Genomic DNA, 16959 nt, shown 5'->3' with positions numbered 1-16959 from the left:
TCAGAGCCGCCCCGCCTCCACGATCCGGCGCAGGAACCGCTGGGTGCGCTCCTGTCGCGGACTCCCGAAGAGCTCCTCGGCCGTGCCGCGTTCGAGGACCACACCGCCGTCCAGGAAGCACACCTGGTCGGCGACCTCGCGGGCGAAGCCCATCTCGTGCGTGGCCAGCACCATGGTCATGCCCTCGTCCTTCAGGTCCCGGACGACGGACAGGACCTCACCCACGAGCTCCGGGTCGAGGGCGGCGGTGATCTCGTCGAGGAGCAGCAGCCGGGGACGTACGGCCAACGCGCGGACGATCGCGGCCCGTTGTTGCTGCCCGCCGCTCAGCCGGTCGGGGTACTCGCCCGCCTTCGCGCCGAGGCCGAGCCGGTCGAGCAGCTCACGCGCGTGTGCCTCGGCCTCCGCGCGGCCCACGCCGTGCACGCGGCGCGGGGCGAGCGTGATGTTCTCCAGCACGGTCATGTGCGGGAAGAGGTTGTACGCCTGGAAGACCACGCCGATCCGACGGCGTACGGCGTCGTGGTCGGCCCTCGGGTCGGTGATCTCCTCGTCGTCCAGCCAGATCGCGCCGTCGTCGATCTCCTCGAGGAGGTTCGCACAGCGCAGCAGGGTCGACTTGCCGGAGCCGGAGGCGCCGATCAGCGCGGTCACCGTGTGCGGGGCGACCTCCAGGTCGACGTCCCGCAGTACGACGGAGTCGCCGAAGGTCTTGCGGACGGATTCCATCCGCAGCACGGGTGTGCCGGTCATATGGTCCCTCCCTGGGCCCGCTGACGGTCCATCCGGGCCGTGATCCAGTCCGTGAAGCGGGTCATCGGAATGGTCAGCGCGACGAAGACCAGTCCCGCGACGATGTACGGCGTGTAGTTGAGGCTGCGGCCCACGATGATGTCCGCGGCCCGCACCGCGTCGACCGCGCCGCCGATCGACACGAGCCCGGTGTCCTTCTGGAGGGACACCAGGTCGTTGAGGAGCGGCGGCACCTGGCGGCGTACCGCCTGGGGGAGGACGACGTAGCGCAGGGCCTGCCGGTTGGTGAGCCCGAGCGAGCGGGCCGCGGCGCGCTGCGAGGGGTGGATGGACTCGATGCCGGCGCGGAACACCTCGGCGACGTACGCCGAGTACGTCAGCGTCAGCGCCGTACCGCCCAGGAGGACCGGGTCCACGGTGACGCCCTGCAGCCGCAGCGCGGGGACGCCCAGGACCACGATCATCAGGTTGATGATGAGCGGGAGGCCGCGGAAGAAGTCCGTGTACGCGGCGGCCAGCGCCCGTACGGGGAAGAACACCGGGCCGCGCAAGGTGCGGGCGATGGCGATCAGCATGCCCAGGACGAGGACCGCGGCGCCGCATATCAGGAGCAGCCGTACGTTCAGCCACAGCCCTTCCAGGACCTTGGGGAACGCCTCGCGCGCGTACTGCCCGTTGAAGAACGTCTCCTTGGTGCGCGACCAGCCAGGCGCGTTGACGACGACGAGGTACAGCACGACGCCGGTGACCAGGGTGGAGAGCGCGGCGATCGCCGTCGCGCGGCGGGCGCGGGCGCGCTTGTGGCGCTCCCGTTCGATCCGCCGCTGCGACGGGACGTACGCCTCGGACATGTCGCCCTCACCGGAGCCCGCTCCCGGCTCTCCTCCCGGCTCCCCTTCCGACTCCTCCTTGGTGACGGTCACTTGAGCACCGGAGCGTCGACGGCCTCGGACAGCCACTGCTTCTCGATCGAGGCGAGCGTGCCGTCCTGGCGCAGGGCGTCCACGGCCTTCGTCACGCACGGGGTCAGGGCGCTGCCCTTGTCGAGGACGAGTCCGAACTGTTCGGGCGTGCCCCCGGTGTTCTCGAACTGTCCGACGATCTTGGCGTCGGTCACCTCGGCCGCCGTGATGTAGAACGCGGTCGGCAGGTCGACCACGATGGCGTCGACCTGGCCATTCTTCAACGCGGACTTGGCCTGGTCGTTCTTCGCGTACGCGGCCGGCTGCTGGGTCGGCTTCACCACGTCGTCGATGTAGTTCAGGCTGGTGGTGCCGACCTGGGCGCCCAGCTTGACGCCCTTGAGGTCCGCGATGCTCTTCGCCTTCGCGGCCTTGGAGCCCTTGAGCGCGATGACGGCCTGGCGTACGTCGTAGTAGCCGGACGAGAAGTCCACCGCCTTCTTGCGCTCGGCGCTGATCGACACCTGGTTGATGTCGAAGTCGAAGGTCTTCACACCGGGCGCGAAGGCCTTGTTGAAGGGGACGGTCTGCCAGACGACGTCGCTCTTGTCGTAGCCGAGCTGCTTGGCCACGGCGTACGTGACCGCGGACTCGAAGCCCTTGCCGTTCGCGGGCTTGTCGTCCTTGAACCACGGCTCGTACGCGGGCTCGTCGGTCGCGATGGTCAGCTTGCCGGACGTCCGGGTGCCCAACGCGCCCTTCGCGCAGGCTTCCCCGGTTGTCCCGGAAGCCTTGGCGGAGGCCTTGTCCTCCGGCTGCGGGGCACAGCCCACGGCGACGGCGAGCAGGGCGACGGTGGCGGCGGACGCGGCGCGGCGCAGGGTGCGTTGGGCGAGATGCATGGCGGGAGAGTGACAGCGAGGCAGGCCGTTTGTCGAGGTCACAACGGCAAATGTCCGCATAGTGGGAACGTGTGTTGCGGTCCCGTGAACGCTCGATGAGAAGAGCCGTGGATCGGCCTGCCGACGGCTTCGCCGGGGCCGCCGGCCGAGGGCGGGGATCAATGGGCCGGCGGCCCGTTTCGCGTCAGGAGCCGTCGACCTGAGCGGGGCTGCTTCCAGTGGACTGCACCACCGCACGCGCCGGGAGCGCGCGCGGGGCACCGGCGCGTGCGCTCCATTCACACGGGGCGCGTGTTCGCGTGCTTCACGCCCCCGCCCGCGGGTTCGTCAGATGGCCCGGACCGGTCGGGGTTCGTTCGTCATGCGACACGGAGTCACCAGCCGCGTGCGTGCCACTCCGGAAGGTGCGGCCGCTCGGCGCCCAGCGTCGTGTCGTTGCCGTGCCCCGGGTAGACCCAGGTCTCGTCCGGCAGTGCGTCGAAGATCTTCGTCTCGACGTCGTGGATGAGGCTGGCGAACGCCTTCGGGTCCTTGCGGGTGTTGCCCACACCGCCGGGGAAGAGACAGTCCCCGGTGAACACGTGCGGGTGCCCGTGCGGGTCGTCGTAGACGAGGGCGATCGAGCCCGGCGTGTGTCCCACGAGGTGGCGCGCGGTGAGCTCCACGCGCCCCACTCGGATCGTGTCGCCGTCGCCCACGAGGACGTCGGTCGGCACGGGGATGCCCTCGGCGTCGTCCCGGCCCGCGTAGGTGCGGGCGCCGGTGGCCACCACGACCTCCGCGAGCGCCTGCCAGTGGTCGCCGTGCTGATGTGTGGTGACTACGGACGCGATGCCGTCGTCACCGATCAGCGTGAGCAGGGTGCCGGCGTCGTTGGCCGCGTCGATCAGCAGCTGCTCGTCGGTGGCCCGGCAGCGCAGCAGATAGGCGTTGTTGTCCATCGGGCCGACCGCGACCTTGGAGATCATCAGGTTCTGCAGCTCGTGCACATCGGCGGGTCCGCCGACCTTCACCGCTCCGCTGTACGTCATGACGGCAGCCTATAGCGGGGGGAGCGCGGGGAGTGGCCCGCCATCGACGCTCAGCCCCGAACCGTCGCGCCGTCCGCAGAGCCAGCCGAGCAGCGCCGGTGCGGGACCGGTCACGGTGACCTCGGGTCCGCCCTCGGCATCGCGTCCCGTGCTCCACGCGCGCGTGCCGTCGGTGATCCGCGTGGAGGTCACCTGGGAGTGTCCCGTGAACCGATCGGCGAGGAACTCGATCTCCCGTTCCACGAACTCCTCCGGGAGATCCTCGAGCTCGTATCCGATCCCCAGATCCACGTGATGCAGCTCGACCTCGACCCAGCGCCGGAACGGCACCCGGGCCGCGGAGTCCGTGACCCCGTTGCGCAGCTCCACCGTGCGCGACCAGTCCGCGGGCGCCGCCCCCACGTCCTGGAACCGGGCCGCGCTCTCCCGCAGGTCCGCGAGCTGTCCGGCCAGGGGGCGCGGCGCGTCCCGCTCGATGTCGGCGTCCCGGGCTTCCCCGGAGACGTACATGGGGCGCCCGTCGAGGACGTTCACGAGCGCGTCCGCGTTACGGGAGAGGTGGGCGAGCACATGGCCGCGGCTCCAGCCGGGCAGCCGTGACGGCTCGGCCGCGGAAGCGTTGTCCATTTTGGCGGCTGCGTTGAGCAGCCGTTCGGTCGCGTCACGTACAGACGCCAGGTCGCGCACATGATCCATCATGCGGCCGACCCTAGCCCCGCCACACGTTCGGGTGAAGACGGTCGGCCACGCCCGCAAATCGAATGCACGTGCTATACCCTCGAGTGCGGCGTCGGGCATGCTGGATGGCCCGGGATTGTTGTGAACCAGGGAAAGCAACCGGCGCTGTCAGTGGCTCCCCCTAGTCTGGGAAAGACGGGGGCCTCGGCCCCTGTCACTTCTCTCAAGAAAGGTGCGGACCGGCGTGGCCGACCGTCTCATCGTCCGTGGAGCGCGCGAGCACAATCTGAAGAATGTCTCGCTCGACCTCCCGCGCGACTCGCTCATCGTCTTCACGGGCCTGTCGGGGTCGGGCAAGTCCTCGCTGGCCTTCGACACGATCTTCGCCGAGGGACAGCGGCGTTACGTGGAGTCACTGTCCTCGTACGCCCGGCAGTTCCTCGGCCAGATGGACAAGCCGGACGTGGACTTCATCGAAGGCCTCTCCCCGGCGGTCTCCATCGACCAGAAGTCGACCTCGCGCAACCCGCGCTCGACGGTCGGCACCATCACCGAGGTCTACGACTACCTGCGTCTGCTCTTCGCGCGCATCGGCAAGCCGCACTGTCCCGAGTGCGGTCGCCCCATCACGCGCCAGTCGCCGCAGGCCATCGTCGACAGGGTTCTGGAGCTGCCCGAGGGAAGCCGCTTCCAGGTCCTTTCGCCGCTGGTGCGCGAGCGCAAGGGCGAGTTCGTCGACCTCTTCGCCGATCTCCAGACCAAGGGGTACAGCCGGGCCAGGGTCGACGGTCAGACGATCCAGCTCACCGAGCCGCCCACGCTGAAGAAGCAGGAGAAGCACACCATCGAGGTGGTCGTCGACCGCCTCACGGTGAAGGACTCCGCCAAGCGCCGCCTCACCGACTCCGTGGAGACCGCCCTCGGGCTCTCCGGCGGCATGGTCGTGCTCGACTTCGTCGACCTCCCCGAGGACGACCCCGAGCGCGAGCGCATGTACTCGGAGCACCTGTACTGCCCGTACGACGACCTGTCGTTCGAGGAGCTGGAGCCCCGCTCCTTCTCCTTCAACTCGCCCTTCGGCGCCTGCCCCGAGTGCACCGGTATCGGTACGCGCATGGAGGTCGACCCTGAGCTGATCGTCCCGGACGAGGACAAGTCCCTCGACGAGGGCGCCATCCACCCCTGGTCGCACGGGCACACCAAGGACTACTTCGGGCGCCTCGTCGGAGCCCTCGCCGACGCGTTGGGATTCCGGACCGACATCCCCTTCGCCGGTCTCCCGCAGCGCGCCAAGAAGGCCCTGCTCTACGGCCACAAGACGCAGATCGAGGTGCGCTACCGCAACCGGTACGGGCGCGAGCGTGTCTACACCACGCCCTTCGAAGGGGCCGTCCCCTTCATCAAGCGGCGGCACAGCGAGTCCGAGAGCGACGCAAGCCGCGAGCGCTTCGAGGGCTATATGCGCGAGGTGCCCTGCCCCACCTGTGAGGGCACCCGCCTCAAGCCGCTCATCCTCGCCGTCACCGTCATGGAGAAGTCGATCGCGGAGGTCTCCGCGATGTCGATCAGCGACTGCGCGGACTTCCTGGGCAAGCTGAAGCTCGACGCGCGCGACAAGAAGATCGCCGAGCGCGTCCTGAAGGAGGTCAACGAACGGCTGCGCTTCCTGGTCGACGTCGGCCTCGACTACCTGTCGCTCAACCGCGCGGCCGGCACGCTCTCCGGCGGCGAGGCCCAGCGCATCCGCCTGGCCACCCAGATCGGCTCCGGCCTCGTCGGCGTCCTGTACGTCCTCGACGAGCCGTCCATCGGCCTGCACCAGCGCGACAACCACCGGCTGATCGAGACCCTGGTCCGGCTGCGTGACATGGGCAACACGCTCATCGTCGTCGAGCACGACGAGGACACCATCAAGGTCGCCGACTGGGTCGTCGACATCGGCCCCGGCGCGGGTGAGCACGGCGGCAAGGTCGTGCACAGCGGCCCCTTGAAGGAGCTGCTCGCCAACCCCGAGTCGATGACCGGCCAGTACCTGTCGGGCAAGAGGGAGATCCCGCTTCCGGACATCCGCCGCCCCGCCGACCCGGGCCGCAGGCTCACCGTGCACGGCGCCCGTGAGAACAACCTTCAGGACATCGACGTGTCCTTCCCGCTGGGCGTGCTCACGGCGGTCACCGGTGTCTCGGGTTCCGGCAAGTCGACGCTGGTCAACGACATCCTGTACACGCACCTGGCGCGCGAGCTCAACGGCGCCCGGAGCGTTCCCGGGCGGCACACGCGTGTGGACGGCGACGACCTCGTCGACAAGGTCGTGCACGTCGACCAGTCGCCCATCGGCCGCACCCCGCGGTCGAACCCGGCCACGTACACCGGAGTCTTCGACCACGTCCGCAAGCTGTTCGCCGAGACGACCGAGGCGAAGGTGCGGGGCTACATGCCCGGCCGCTTCTCCTTCAACGTCAAGGGCGGCCGCTGCGAGAACTGCTCGGGCGACGGCACCATCAAGATCGAGATGAACTTCCTGCCGGACGTGTACGTCCCCTGCGAGGTCTGCCACGGGGCGCGCTACAACCGGGAGACCCTGGAGGTCCACTACAAGGGCAAGTCCATCTCCGAGGTCCTCGACATGCCGATCGAGGAGGCCCTCGGCTTCTTCGAGGCCGTTCCCGCGATCGCCCGCCACCTGCGCACGCTCAACGACGTCGGTCTCGGCTACGTCCGGCTCGGCCAGTCCGCGCCGACGCTGTCCGGCGGCGAGGCCCAGCGCGTCAAGCTCGCCAGCGAGCTGCAGAAGCGTTCCACGGGCCGCACGGTGTACGTGCTGGACGAGCCGACCACCGGTCTGCACTTCGAGGACATCAGCAAGCTGATCACGGTGCTCTCCGGTCTGGTCGACAAGGGCAACACGGTCATCGTCATCGAGCACAACCTCGACGTCATCAAGACCGCCGACTGGGTCGTCGACATGGGCCCGGAGGGCGGCAACGGCGGCGGTCTCGTGGTCGCCGAGGGCACGCCCGAGCAGGTCGCCGGGGTTCCGGCCAGTCACACCGGCAAGTTCCTGCGCGAGGTCCTGGGCGCGGACCGGATCAGCGACGCCGCCTCCGTACCGGCTCCTCGCAAGGCGACGGCCAAGAAGGCGGTCGCGGCCAAGTCGACGGCCAGGAAGACGACCACGAAGGCCGTGAACAACACGGCCACGAAGAAGGCCGCCGCGGCCACCAGCACGACGGCCACGAAGAAGGCGGCCCCCGCGAAGAAGACCACGCGGGCACGCAAGGCCTGATCCGGCCGCACGGGCCAGGCCCGACACATCACGCAAACCACGGTGCCCCATGGGAACTCCCCATGGGGCACCGCCCGTTGCGCATTCAGCCGCCCTTGGACCACATCGGTCTCAGAGGATCCGGCTGCCTCAGGGGGCGTCGAGTTCCGCGGCGAAGGGCGGCTCCGCGCCCGCTCGGGAGCAGGTGATCGCCGCCGCGCGGGCCGCGAACCGCAGCAGCTCGCTCCAGCCCTCGGGGCCCAGCTCGGCCAGCGCCGCCGGGGACAGCGCGTCCCGCGCGGCCAGGCCGTGCAGCAGGGCCGCGTTCACCGTGTCTCCGGCGCCGATGGTGTCCACGACCTCGACCGGCTCACCGGGCACGGAGTGGACGGAGCCGTCCTGGGTGAACACCGTCAGGCCGTCGCCGCCCTGGGTGATCACGACGGCCGCGGGACCGGAGGCCAGCCACTCGCGCGGGGTGCCGCCCAGCCACAGCGCGTCCTCCTCGGAGAGCTTGAGGAGCGACACCGACGGCAGCCAGCTCTTGAAGCGGGCCCGATAGGCGTCCGCGTCGGGGATGAGCACGGCCCGGATGTTCGGGTCGAGCGTGGTGAACACACCGCGCGCGGCGGCGGCCCGCATGAGCTCCTCGTAGGCGCTCGCACCCGGCTCCAGGACCAGCGAGCAGGTCCCGAAGGACACCGCCCGGGTGGCGTCCGGGAGGCGCTCCGGCGCGGCGAACAGGCGGTCGGCCGTGCCCTCGACGTAGAAGGAGTACGCCGCCGAGCCGTCCGCGTCGATGGAGGCGACCGCGAGGGTCGTCGGCTCCGTCCCGCGCTGCACCGAGGACACGTCTACGCCCGCCTCGTGCAGCCCGCCGAGGAGCGCCTCGCCGAAGGCGTCGTACGAGACCCGGGAGCAGAAGGCGGTGGGGGAGCCGAGGCGGCCCAGCGCCACCGCCGTGTTGTAGGGGCCGCCGCCGCGTGCGGGTCGCAGGCCGACGAGCGCGCCCGCGCCCTGCGGTACCAGGTCGATCAGGGCCTCACCGGCGACGACGATCACGACAGGGATCCTTTCGCGGGACTCTTCTGGCTCGGGTCGGTGGGGGAGGCCCCCGATGTCCCGGGGGGCTCGGCGCAGCCGCACGAGGTGCGGTGGACGAAGGCGCAGGGGAGGCGCACGGTGCGGGCCGGGTGGTCCGGCGAGGCGAGCCGTTCCAGGAGCAGCCGGACGGCCTGCGCGCCGATCTCCTTGCTGGGCTGGGAGATCGCGGTCAGCCGTGGCGCGAACAGATCCGCCCAGGCGAAGTCGTCGAAGCAGCACAGCGCCAGGTCGTCCGGCACGGACAGACCGCGTTCGCGCAGGGCGCGCAGGGCCCCGATGGTCATCGCGTTGTTTCCGGTGACCAGCGCGGTCGGGGGCGCCGCCAGGGACAGCAGCGCGTCGGTGGCACGTTCGGCGGCCGTCGCCTCGGAGTCGCCGTGCGCCACGAGCCGTTCGTCGTAGGGGAGCCCGGCGCCCGCGAGGCCGTGGCGGTAGCCGGAGATCCGCTCGCTCGTGGTGCTGAGCCCGGGCAGGCCCGCGACGAGCCCGATGCGCCGGTGACCCCGTTCGGCGAGATGCCCGACCAGCCGTGCCATCGGCTCGGCGTTCTCGGCGCAGACCTGGTCGAAGCGGAAGGGGGGGTCGGCCGGGGCCTCGACCAGGCGGTCCAGGAAGACGGTCGGCACGTTGTGCTGCCCGAGGTAGCGCAAGAGCGCGTCCGGATCGGCGGAGGGCGCGACGATCAGACCGTCGACGCGTCGCTCGTGCAGCAGCTGGACGACCTTCCGCTCGTGCTGGGGATCGTCGTGCGGATCGGCGAGGAGCAGCCCGTACCCGTGCTCAAGGGCGCCCGCCTCGACGCCCTGGAGGATCTCCGTGAAGTACGGGTTGGTGATCGCCGACACCGCGAGGCCGATGGACCGGGTGCGTGCGGTGACCAGCGAACGGGCCAGGGTGTTGGGTGTGTAGCCGAGCGCGTCGATGGCGTCCAGGACGGCCTGGCGGGTGTGGGGCAGCACGGGGCGCGTGTCGTTGAGCACATGGGAGACGGTCGCCACGGACACTCCCGCGTGCGCCGCCACGTCGACCATCGTTGCCATCGCCCTGCCTCGCCTCTCCCCGGGCGTCCCCCTGGGACCCTCTCCGAACTCTCGGCCTGCTCCGGCGGGAACGTATCGCATTCGACGGTGGACGTAAACGCTTGCGCAAACGTTTACGTCCAGTCACCCGCACCTTTGAGGGCACCTTCGGGGCCGCACCCATGAGGACCCCTCCGGGCCGCACCCATGAGGACCCCTCGGGGTCCCGCCTGTGCGGCCCCCCTCCGGGCGGAATGATCCCTCCCGGTATCGTCGACACACACCCGGCCCCGACCTGTGGAGACGCCATGCCTGCCCGCCGTACCGTCCTGCGAGGAGCGGCGCTCGCCCCGGTCGCCGGGATCGCCATCAGCGCCTGCTCCGGCGGCAGCGGGGGCGGGACGCCGGCGGCGCCGACCGCGCCGGTCGAGCTGGGCGCGGAGAGCGAGGTCGCCAAGGGCGGCGCCAAGCTGTACCGGGAAGAGAACGTCGTGGTCAGCCGCGCCGAGAACGGCTCCTTGAAGGCGTTCAGCACGATCTGCACGCACGCAGGGTGCGCCATCAACAAGCTTCAGGGCACGACGCTGATCTGCCCGTGCCACGGCAGCGAGTTCGACGCGGCGACGGGCAAGGTGCTGCAGGCCCCTGCCACCGTGCCGCTGAAGGAGCTGTCCGTGCAGGCCAAGGGTGGCAGGATCGTCGCGGGTCCCTGACCGGGAGTGCGGTGACGCCGCGTTCCCGGCCGGCCGGGGTCACTCCCAGTCCCAGCCGATGCCCACGATGCCCGACCGCACTCGCGGCTCGACGAGATGCACCGAGCGATGGCGCCCGCTGAGGGCGAGCTCCTGGCGGCCGCTGCGTGGCGCCGCCGCCGAGTGCTGGGTGAACCGGTGGCAGCGTACGGGCAGCGCATCCTCGGCGAACCGCACCTGGAGGGCGTACTGCCCGCCCGCGAAGCCGAACCCGCGTACGTACTCGCTGGACGCGCCGGCCGTGCCGTCCTCGAAGCCGTAGCGGAAGAGGAACGTATCTCCTGCGCGCAGCCGCGTGTCGAAGAGCAGCTCGGCGACCATCACTCCGGTGTCGTGGTGCCAGCGCACCCGTCCCGTGCGGCAGTTTTCCAGGGCTCGGACCGCGGTGCGCTCGGGGGCGCAGCCGGGGTCACCGTGGTGGACGGCCACATAGCGGTCCACACCGTCCTTGTAGGCCCGCACGATGTGGTGGGACTCGCGCGCGAGCAGCTCGCGGTGCGTGCCTATCCGGACGAGTTCGTGGTGGCCGAGGGTGTGCAGCCCGCCGTCGAGCGGTGACTCCAGCTCGGCCAGGAGCCGCTCCAGGACGCCGGAGGCCTCCACCAGGGAGCGGTACGAGCGGCCGGTGGGGCGCTGGGGGTCGCAGCGCTGGTCGGCCTTGGCCAGCAGCCGGATCAGCGACTCGTCCGGGAGCTGGAGTATCTCCTCCAGGGCGCGTACGGCGCGCAGCGACTCGGGGCGCTGTGGGCGCCGGGCGCCCTGCTGCCAGTAACTCAGGCTCGTGACCCCGACTTTGACCCCGTACCGAGACAGATGGTGCTGTACGCGCTGCAGGGGCAGGCCGCGTGCGGCGATCGCGGCGCGCAGTGCGACATGGAAGGGGCCGCCCGCCAGGGCCGTCTCCAGTTCGGCAATGGCGACGTCCGCGTGCTGTGTGCCGTACCGCATGCAGGGGCCTTTCTGTGAATGTTCACAACGGCTGGTCAGACCGTTGGATGTAGGTCCTCGGGGGCGCCCGGCTGGCGCGCGGGGCTTGTTCACACGCGCCTGTCGCCGTCCACGACCCCGAGTTCCCACGCATTGAAGCGTGTTGACCAAGCCCCGACAACACCTGATACGCAACCTACTCAACCTGCCGTACCGCCCTCTGGCCGATCTGCGATCGCGGTCCCGGCGGCTGAGTCCACAGGGGGGCCGGGAGGTCGTCGCGGTGTCAGCCCTCGCCAGTAGGGTGTGTGACATGGCCGACCCCTCCAGCTACCGCCCCAAGCCGGGACAGATCCCGGACTCTCCCGGGGTGTACAAATTCCGCGACGAGCACCGCCGGGTGATCTACGTCGGAAAGGCGAAAAGCCTGCGCCAGCGCCTGGCCAGCTACTTCCAGGACCTGGCGGGCCTCCACCCCCGCACCCGCACCATGGTCACCACGGCCGCGTCCGTGGAGTGGACGGTGGTGTCCACGGAGGTCGAGGCGCTGCAGCTGGAGTACTCCTGGATCAAGGAGTTCGACCCCCGGTTCAACGTCAAGTACCGCGACGACAAGAGCTACCCCTACCTCGCGGTGACGATGAACGAGGAGTTTCCGCGGGTGCAGGTGATGCGCGGCCACAAGCGCAAGGGCGTGCGCTATTTCGGTCCGTACGGGCACGCGTGGGCGATCCGTGACACCGTCGACCTGCTGCTGCGCGTCTTCCCGGTCCGCACCTGTTCGGCGGGCGTCTTCAAGAACGCCGCCCGCACCGGCCGCCCCTGCCTCCTCGGTTACATCGGCAAGTGCTCCGCCCCCTGCGTCGGGCGGGTCTCCGCCGAGGAACACCGTGAGCTGGCCGAGGAGTTCTGCGACTTCATGGCCGGCCGTACGGGGACGTACATCCGCCGCCTCGAGCAGCAGATGACGGACGCGGCCGAGGAGATGGAGTACGAGCGGGCGGCCCGTCTGCGCGACGACATCGAGGCCCTGAAGAAGGCCATGGAGAAGAACGCGGTCGTGCTCGCCGACGCGACCGACGCCGACCTGATGGCCGTCGCCGAGGACGAGCTGGAAGCCGCCGTGCAGATCTTCCATGTGCGTGGCGGCCGGGTGCGCGGCCAGCGAGGCTGGGTCACCGACAAGGTGGAGGCCGTCACCACCGGTGACCTGGTCGAACACGCGCTGCAGCAGCTCTACGGGGAGGAGACGGGCGACTCCGTCCCCAAGGAGGTGCTCGTTCCGGCACTGCCCGACCCCGTGGAGCCCGTCCAGGAGTGGCTGACCGAGCGCCGCGGGTCGAACGTCTCCCTCCGCATCCCGCAGCGCGGCGACAAGAAGGCGCTCATGGAGACCGTGCAGCGCAACGCGCTCCAGGCTCTCGGCCTGCACAAGACCAAGCGCGCCTCCGATCTGACCACCCGCTCGCGCGCCCTGGAGGAGATCGCCGGAGCCCTCGACCTGGACAGTGCCCCGCTCCGAATCGAGTGCTACGACATCTCGCACCTCCAGGGGGACGACGTGGTCGCCTCCATGGTCGTCTTCGAGGACGGGCTGCAGCGCAAGAGCGAGTACCGGCGCTTCCAGATCAAGGGCTTCGAGGGCCAGGACGACGTCCGCTCCATGCACGAGGTGATCACCCGCCGCTTCAGGCGCTATCTCGCCGAGAAGGAGCGGACGGGCGAGTGGACGAACGGTGAGAACGCCTCCGGCGACGGGGCCCCCCGCGACGGGGTCTCCGCCGACGGGACCTCCACCGAAGGCGCTCCCCTGGGGAACGCCGCTCTGGAGGGTGACACCACGGGGAACGCCTTCGCGGGGAACGCCTTCACCGAGGAGGACGGCCGCCCCAAGCGCTTCGCCTACCCTCCGCAGCTCGTCGTCGTCGACGGTGGCCAGCCACAGGTCGCGGCGGCCAAGAGGGCCCTCGACGAACTCGGCATCGACGACATCGCCGTCTGCGGTCTCGCCAAGCGCCTGGAAGAGGTCTGGCTGCCGCACGAGGACGATCCGGTGGTCCTGCCTCGCACCAGCGAGGGCCTGTACCTGCTCCAGCGGGTCCGTGACGAGGCCCACCGCTTCGCCATCACCTACCAGCGCACCAAGCGGGCCAAGCGTTTCAAGGCGAGCCCACTGGACGAGGTGCCGGGCCTCGGAGAGACCCGCAAGCAGGCGCTGATCAAGCACTTCGGCTCGGTGAAAAAGCTGCGATCCGCGACCATCGACCAGATCTGCGAGGTCCCCGGCATAGGCCGCAAGACGGCCGAGGCGGTCGCCGTGGCCCTCGCCCAGGCGGCGCCGGCCGCACCCGCCGTGAACACGGCGACTGGAGAGATCATGGAAGACGAGGAAGTCGGGGCGTCCGGTACGACCACGGGCTCCCCGGAGGAGCCCGTGACCGCGGGCGCCTCACACGAGCGACGGGGGCAGGAGACATGAGCGACAACGAACGACAAGAGATCCCAGCACAGACCGAACAACCGGCCGAACAGCCGGCCGGACCGCAGACCGGAGAGACGGCCGCACCACAGGCCGCCGACGAGACCCAGGGGGGTACGACGATGGAGACGCCCGCGGTGCCCGAAGCCGCCATCCCCGAGCTGGTGATCATCTCCGGGATGTCCGGGGCGGGCCGGTCGACGGCCGCCAAGTGTCTGGAGGACCTCGGCTGGTTCGTCGTCGACAACCTGCCGCCCGCGCTGATCCCCACCATGGTGGAGCTCGGCGCCCGCTCCCAGGGCAACGTGGCGAGGATCGCGGTCGTCGTCGACGTACGAGGCCGCCGCTTCTTCGACAACCTCCGCGAGTCCCTCGCCGACCTGGAGGCGAAGAACGTCACCCGGCGGATCGTCTTCCTGGAGTCCTCCGACGAGGCCCTGGTGCGCCGCTTCGAGTCCGTGCGCCGTCCGCACCCCCTCCAGGGCGACGGCCGCATCGTCGACGGCATCGACGCCGAGCGCGAGCTGCTGCGCGAGCTGCGCGGCGACGCCGACCTGGTCATCGACACCTCCAGCCTGAACGTGCACGAGCTGCGCGCCAAGATGGACGCCCAGTTCGCGGGCGAGGAGGAGCCCGAGCTGCGGGCCACCGTCATGTCCTTCGGCTTCAAGTACGGCCTTCCGGTCGATGCCGACCTGGTCGTGGACATGCGCTTCCTGCCCAACCCGCACTGGGTCCCGGAGCTGCGCCCCTTCACCGGCCTGAACGAGGAGGTGTCGGCATACGTCTTCAACCAGCCCGGCGCCAAGGAGTTCCTCGACCGCTACACCGAGCTGCTCCAGCTCATCGCCGCGGGCTACCGCCGCGAGGGCAAGCGCTATGTGACCATCGCGGTCGGCTGCACCGGCGGCAAGCACCGCTCGGTCGCCACCTCCGAGAAGCTCGCCGCCCGCCTCGCCTCGCAGGGCGTGGAGACCGTGGTCGTCCACCGGGACATGGGGCGCGAGTGACCGGACGTGCCGCACTGCGGCTGAGCGGGCTGCGCCGGGTCGCCTCCGAGGGACGCGGCGACAGGCCCGCCGAGGCGCGCGGCGGGAAGCCGCGCCGCCGCGGCGCCCAGCCCAAGGTCGTCGCCCTCGGCGGCGGCATGGGGCTGTCCGCCTCGCTCGCCGCGCTGCGCCGGATCACTGGCGACCTCACCGCCGTCGTCACCGTGGCCGACGACGGCGGCTCCAGCGGGCGTCTGCGCGACGAGCTGGGCGTGCTGCCGCCCGGCGACCTGCGCAAGGCCCTGGCCGCGCTGTGCGGCGACGACGACTGGGGCCAGACCTGGGCCCGCGTCATCCAGCACCGTTTCCAGTCCCAGGGCGATCTGCACGAGCACGCGGTCGGCAATCTGCTGATCGTGGCCCTGTGGGAACAGCTCGGCGACCATGTCCAGGCCCTGGACCTGGTCGGCAGGCTGCTCGGCGCGCACGGCCGGGTGCTGCCCATGTCCGCCGTACCCCTGGAGCTCCAGGCCCTGGTCAAGGGGCACGACCCGGAGCGGCCCGAGGACGTGGAGACCGTACGGGGACAGGCGACCGTGGCCCTCACCCCCGGCGAGGTGCAGTCCGTGCAGGTCGTCCCCGCCGACCCACCCGCCGTCCCCGAGGCCGTGGCGGCGGTCCTCGACGCCGACTGGGTGGTCCTCGGCCCCGGCTCCTGGTTCTCCTCGGTGATTCCGCACCTTCTCGTGCCCGAGCTCCTCGATGCGCTCACCGAGACGAAGGCGCGCCGGGTACTCTCCCTGAACCTCGCCCCGCAGCCCGGAGAAACCGAGGGCTTCTCCCCGCAGCGTCATTTGGAGGTTTTGGGACGACACGCCCCTAAACTCGCCCTGGACGTGGTGCTGGCCGACGAGGCCGCCGTGCCCGATCGCGACTCACTCACCGACGCCGCCCAGCGGTTCGGCGCCGCGGTCGAGCTGGCGCCGGTGGCCCGGACCGACGGATCTCCGCGGCACGACCCGGAGCTGTTGGCCGCCGCGTACGACCGTATTTTTCGGATGCATGGAAGGATCGGCCCATGGCGATGACGGCAGCGGTGAAGGATGAAATTTCCCGGCTCCCCGTCACCCGGACCTGCTGCAGAAAGGCGGAGGTCTCCGCCATTCTGCGGTTCGCCGGCGGCCTCCACCTGGTGAGCGGCCGGATTGTGATCGAGGCGGAGCTGGACACCGCGATGGCGGCGCGCCGGCTGAAGCGGGACATTCTGGAGATCTTCGGCCACAGCTCCGAACTGATCGTGATGGCGCCCGGCGGTCTGCGCCGCGGCTCCCGGTATGTCGTACGCGTCGTCGCGGGCGGCGACCAGCTGGCCCGTCAGACGGGGCTCGTGGACGGTCGTGGGCGCCCGATCCGGGGCCTCCCGCCGCAGGTGGTCTCGGGGGCCACCTGCGACGCCGAGGCGGCCTGGCGCGGGGCGTTCCTGGCGCACGGCTCGCTCACCGAGCCGGGTCGTTCCTCCTCCCTGGAGGTGACCTGCCCGGGTCCGGAGGCGGCGCTCGCGCTCGTCGGTGCCGCCCGTCGGCTCTCGATCGCCGCGAAGGCCCGCGAGGTGCGCGGCGTGGACCGCGTGGTCGTCCGTGACGGAGACGCGATCGGCGCGTTGCTGACCCGTCTCGGAGCGCACGAGTCGGTGCTGGCCTGGGAGGAGCGGCGGATGCGCCGCGAGGTCCGCGCCACGGCCAACCGGCTCGCCAACTTCGATGACGCCAACCTGCGCCGCTCGGCCCGTGCCGCCGTCGCCGCCGGGGCCCGCGTGCAGCGCGCCCTGGAGATCCTCGCGGACGAGGTGCCGGAGCACCTCGCGGCCGCCGGACGGCTGCGCATGGAGCACAAGCAGGCCTCCCTGGAGGAGCTGGGCGCGCTCGCCGACCCGCCGCTGACCAAGGACGCCGTCGCCGGCCGTATCCGGCGGCTGCTCGCGATGGCCGACAAGCGGGCCCAGGATCTCGGCATCCCCGGCACGGAGTCGAACCTCACCGAGGAGATGGCGGACAACCTCGCGGGCTGACCCGTCCGATCGATCGCCGGAAGTCCAACACGCTGGTGCCGATGTCCACTTGGGACGTCGGCACCAGCGTTTGCGTTCCTGTGAGGCACC

14 protein-coding genes are annotated in these 16959 nt (G+C 70.7%); 6 read left to right on the top strand and 8 right to left on the bottom strand.

The genetic code is table 11. The features are described 5' to 3' along the window. From OG798_RS16650 to OG798_RS16630, 5 genes are all read right to left on the bottom strand, one after another. Positions 1 to 753 (bottom strand): amino acid ABC transporter ATP-binding protein, encoded by a 753-nt coding sequence (locus OG798_RS16650; protein WP_067364105.1) that lies wholly within the window; start codon positions 751 to 753, stop codon positions 1 to 3. After that, positions 750 to 1676: an amino acid ABC transporter permease gene (locus tag OG798_RS16645; RefSeq protein ID WP_097226252.1), complete on the bottom strand. Its 927-nt coding sequence runs from the start codon at positions 1674 to 1676 to the stop codon at positions 750 to 752. The genes OG798_RS16650 and OG798_RS16645 overlap by 4 nt, the downstream gene beginning before the upstream one ends. After that, complete coding sequence (locus OG798_RS16640; protein WP_097226253.1) at positions 1673 to 2557, bottom strand: ABC transporter substrate-binding protein; 885 nt, start codon at positions 2555 to 2557, stop codon at positions 1673 to 1675. Before OG798_RS16640 ends, OG798_RS16645 begins: the two co-directional genes overlap by 4 nt. 374 nt (positions 2558 to 2931) lie before the next feature. Beyond that, a complete protein-coding gene (locus OG798_RS16635) occupies positions 2932 to 3588 on the bottom strand; it encodes an MBL fold metallo-hydrolase (protein WP_075026258.1) in 657 nt (218 codons plus the stop codon). 9 nt (positions 3589 to 3597) lie between these two features. Then, positions 3598 to 4287, bottom strand: a complete 690-nt coding sequence (locus OG798_RS16630) for a maleylpyruvate isomerase family mycothiol-dependent enzyme (RefSeq protein WP_095855274.1) — start codon at positions 4285 to 4287, stop codon at positions 3598 to 3600. A gap of 223 nt (positions 4288 to 4510) precedes the next feature. Between OG798_RS16630 and uvrA the strand changes: the two genes are divergently transcribed. Next, positions 4511 to 7552 carry an excinuclease ABC subunit UvrA gene (uvrA, locus tag OG798_RS16625; protein WP_097226254.1) on the top strand — a complete coding sequence of 1014 codons (3042 nt, stop codon included), beginning with the start codon at positions 4511 to 4513 and terminating at the stop codon, positions 7550 to 7552. 129 nt (positions 7553 to 7681) lie between these two features. Here the strand turns inward: uvrA and OG798_RS16620 are convergent, their stop codons facing one another. Continuing rightward, a complete protein-coding gene (locus OG798_RS16620) occupies positions 7682 to 8593 on the bottom strand; it encodes a carbohydrate kinase family protein (protein WP_328757264.1) in 912 nt (303 codons plus the stop codon). Next, the gene (locus OG798_RS16615) at positions 8590 to 9675 is read right to left on the bottom strand and encodes a LacI family DNA-binding transcriptional regulator (protein ID WP_095855277.1); all 1086 of its coding nucleotides are present in this window, start codon (positions 9673 to 9675) and stop codon (positions 8590 to 8592) included. The genes OG798_RS16620 and OG798_RS16615 overlap by 4 nt, the downstream gene beginning before the upstream one ends. Positions 9676 to 9962: 287 nt before the next feature. Here OG798_RS16615 and OG798_RS16610 point away from each other — a divergent pair, with 287 nt between their 5' ends. After that, entirely contained in the window at positions 9963 to 10367 is a 405-nt protein-coding gene (locus tag OG798_RS16610; RefSeq protein WP_097226256.1) for a Rieske (2Fe-2S) protein, read from the top strand. A gap of 39 nt (positions 10368 to 10406) precedes the next feature. Here OG798_RS16610 and OG798_RS16605 read toward each other — a convergent pair whose 3' ends face one another. After that, positions 10407 to 11354 carry a hypothetical protein gene (locus tag OG798_RS16605; protein WP_095855279.1) on the bottom strand — a complete coding sequence of 316 codons (948 nt, stop codon included), beginning with the start codon at positions 11352 to 11354 and terminating at the stop codon, positions 10407 to 10409. A gap of 292 nt (positions 11355 to 11646) precedes the next feature. Between OG798_RS16605 and uvrC the strand changes: the two genes are divergently transcribed. Genes uvrC through whiA form a run of 4 tightly spaced genes read left to right on the top strand, consistent with a single transcriptional unit; the run spans position 11647 to position 16869 of the window. Beyond that, entirely contained in the window at positions 11647 to 13812 is a 2166-nt protein-coding gene (uvrC, locus tag OG798_RS16600; protein WP_267061473.1) for an excinuclease ABC subunit UvrC, read from the top strand. Further along, positions 13809 to 14822, top strand: a complete 1014-nt coding sequence (rapZ, locus tag OG798_RS16595; RefSeq protein WP_097226258.1) for an RNase adapter RapZ — start codon at positions 13809 to 13811, stop codon at positions 14820 to 14822. Before uvrC ends, rapZ begins: the two co-directional genes overlap by 4 nt. Further along, positions 14819 to 15889 (top strand): gluconeogenesis factor YvcK family protein, encoded by a 1071-nt coding sequence (locus OG798_RS16590; RefSeq protein ID WP_328757263.1) that lies wholly within the window; start codon positions 14819 to 14821, stop codon positions 15887 to 15889. The genes rapZ and OG798_RS16590 overlap by 4 nt, the downstream gene beginning before the upstream one ends. After that, positions 15880 to 16869, top strand: coding sequence for a DNA-binding protein WhiA (gene whiA / locus OG798_RS16585; RefSeq protein WP_010987695.1), 990 nt, complete (start codon positions 15880 to 15882; stop codon positions 16867 to 16869). Before OG798_RS16590 ends, whiA begins: the two co-directional genes overlap by 10 nt. Positions 16870 to 16959: the final 90 nt, after the last annotated feature.

The sequence above is a fragment of the Streptomyces sp. NBC_00271 genome, assembly GCF_036178845.1.
Lineage (GTDB): Bacteria > Actinomycetota > Actinomycetes > Streptomycetales > Streptomycetaceae > Streptomyces.
The sequence above is the reverse complement of the archived record's forward strand: the minus strand, read 5'-3'. Positions and strand labels throughout refer to the sequence as shown.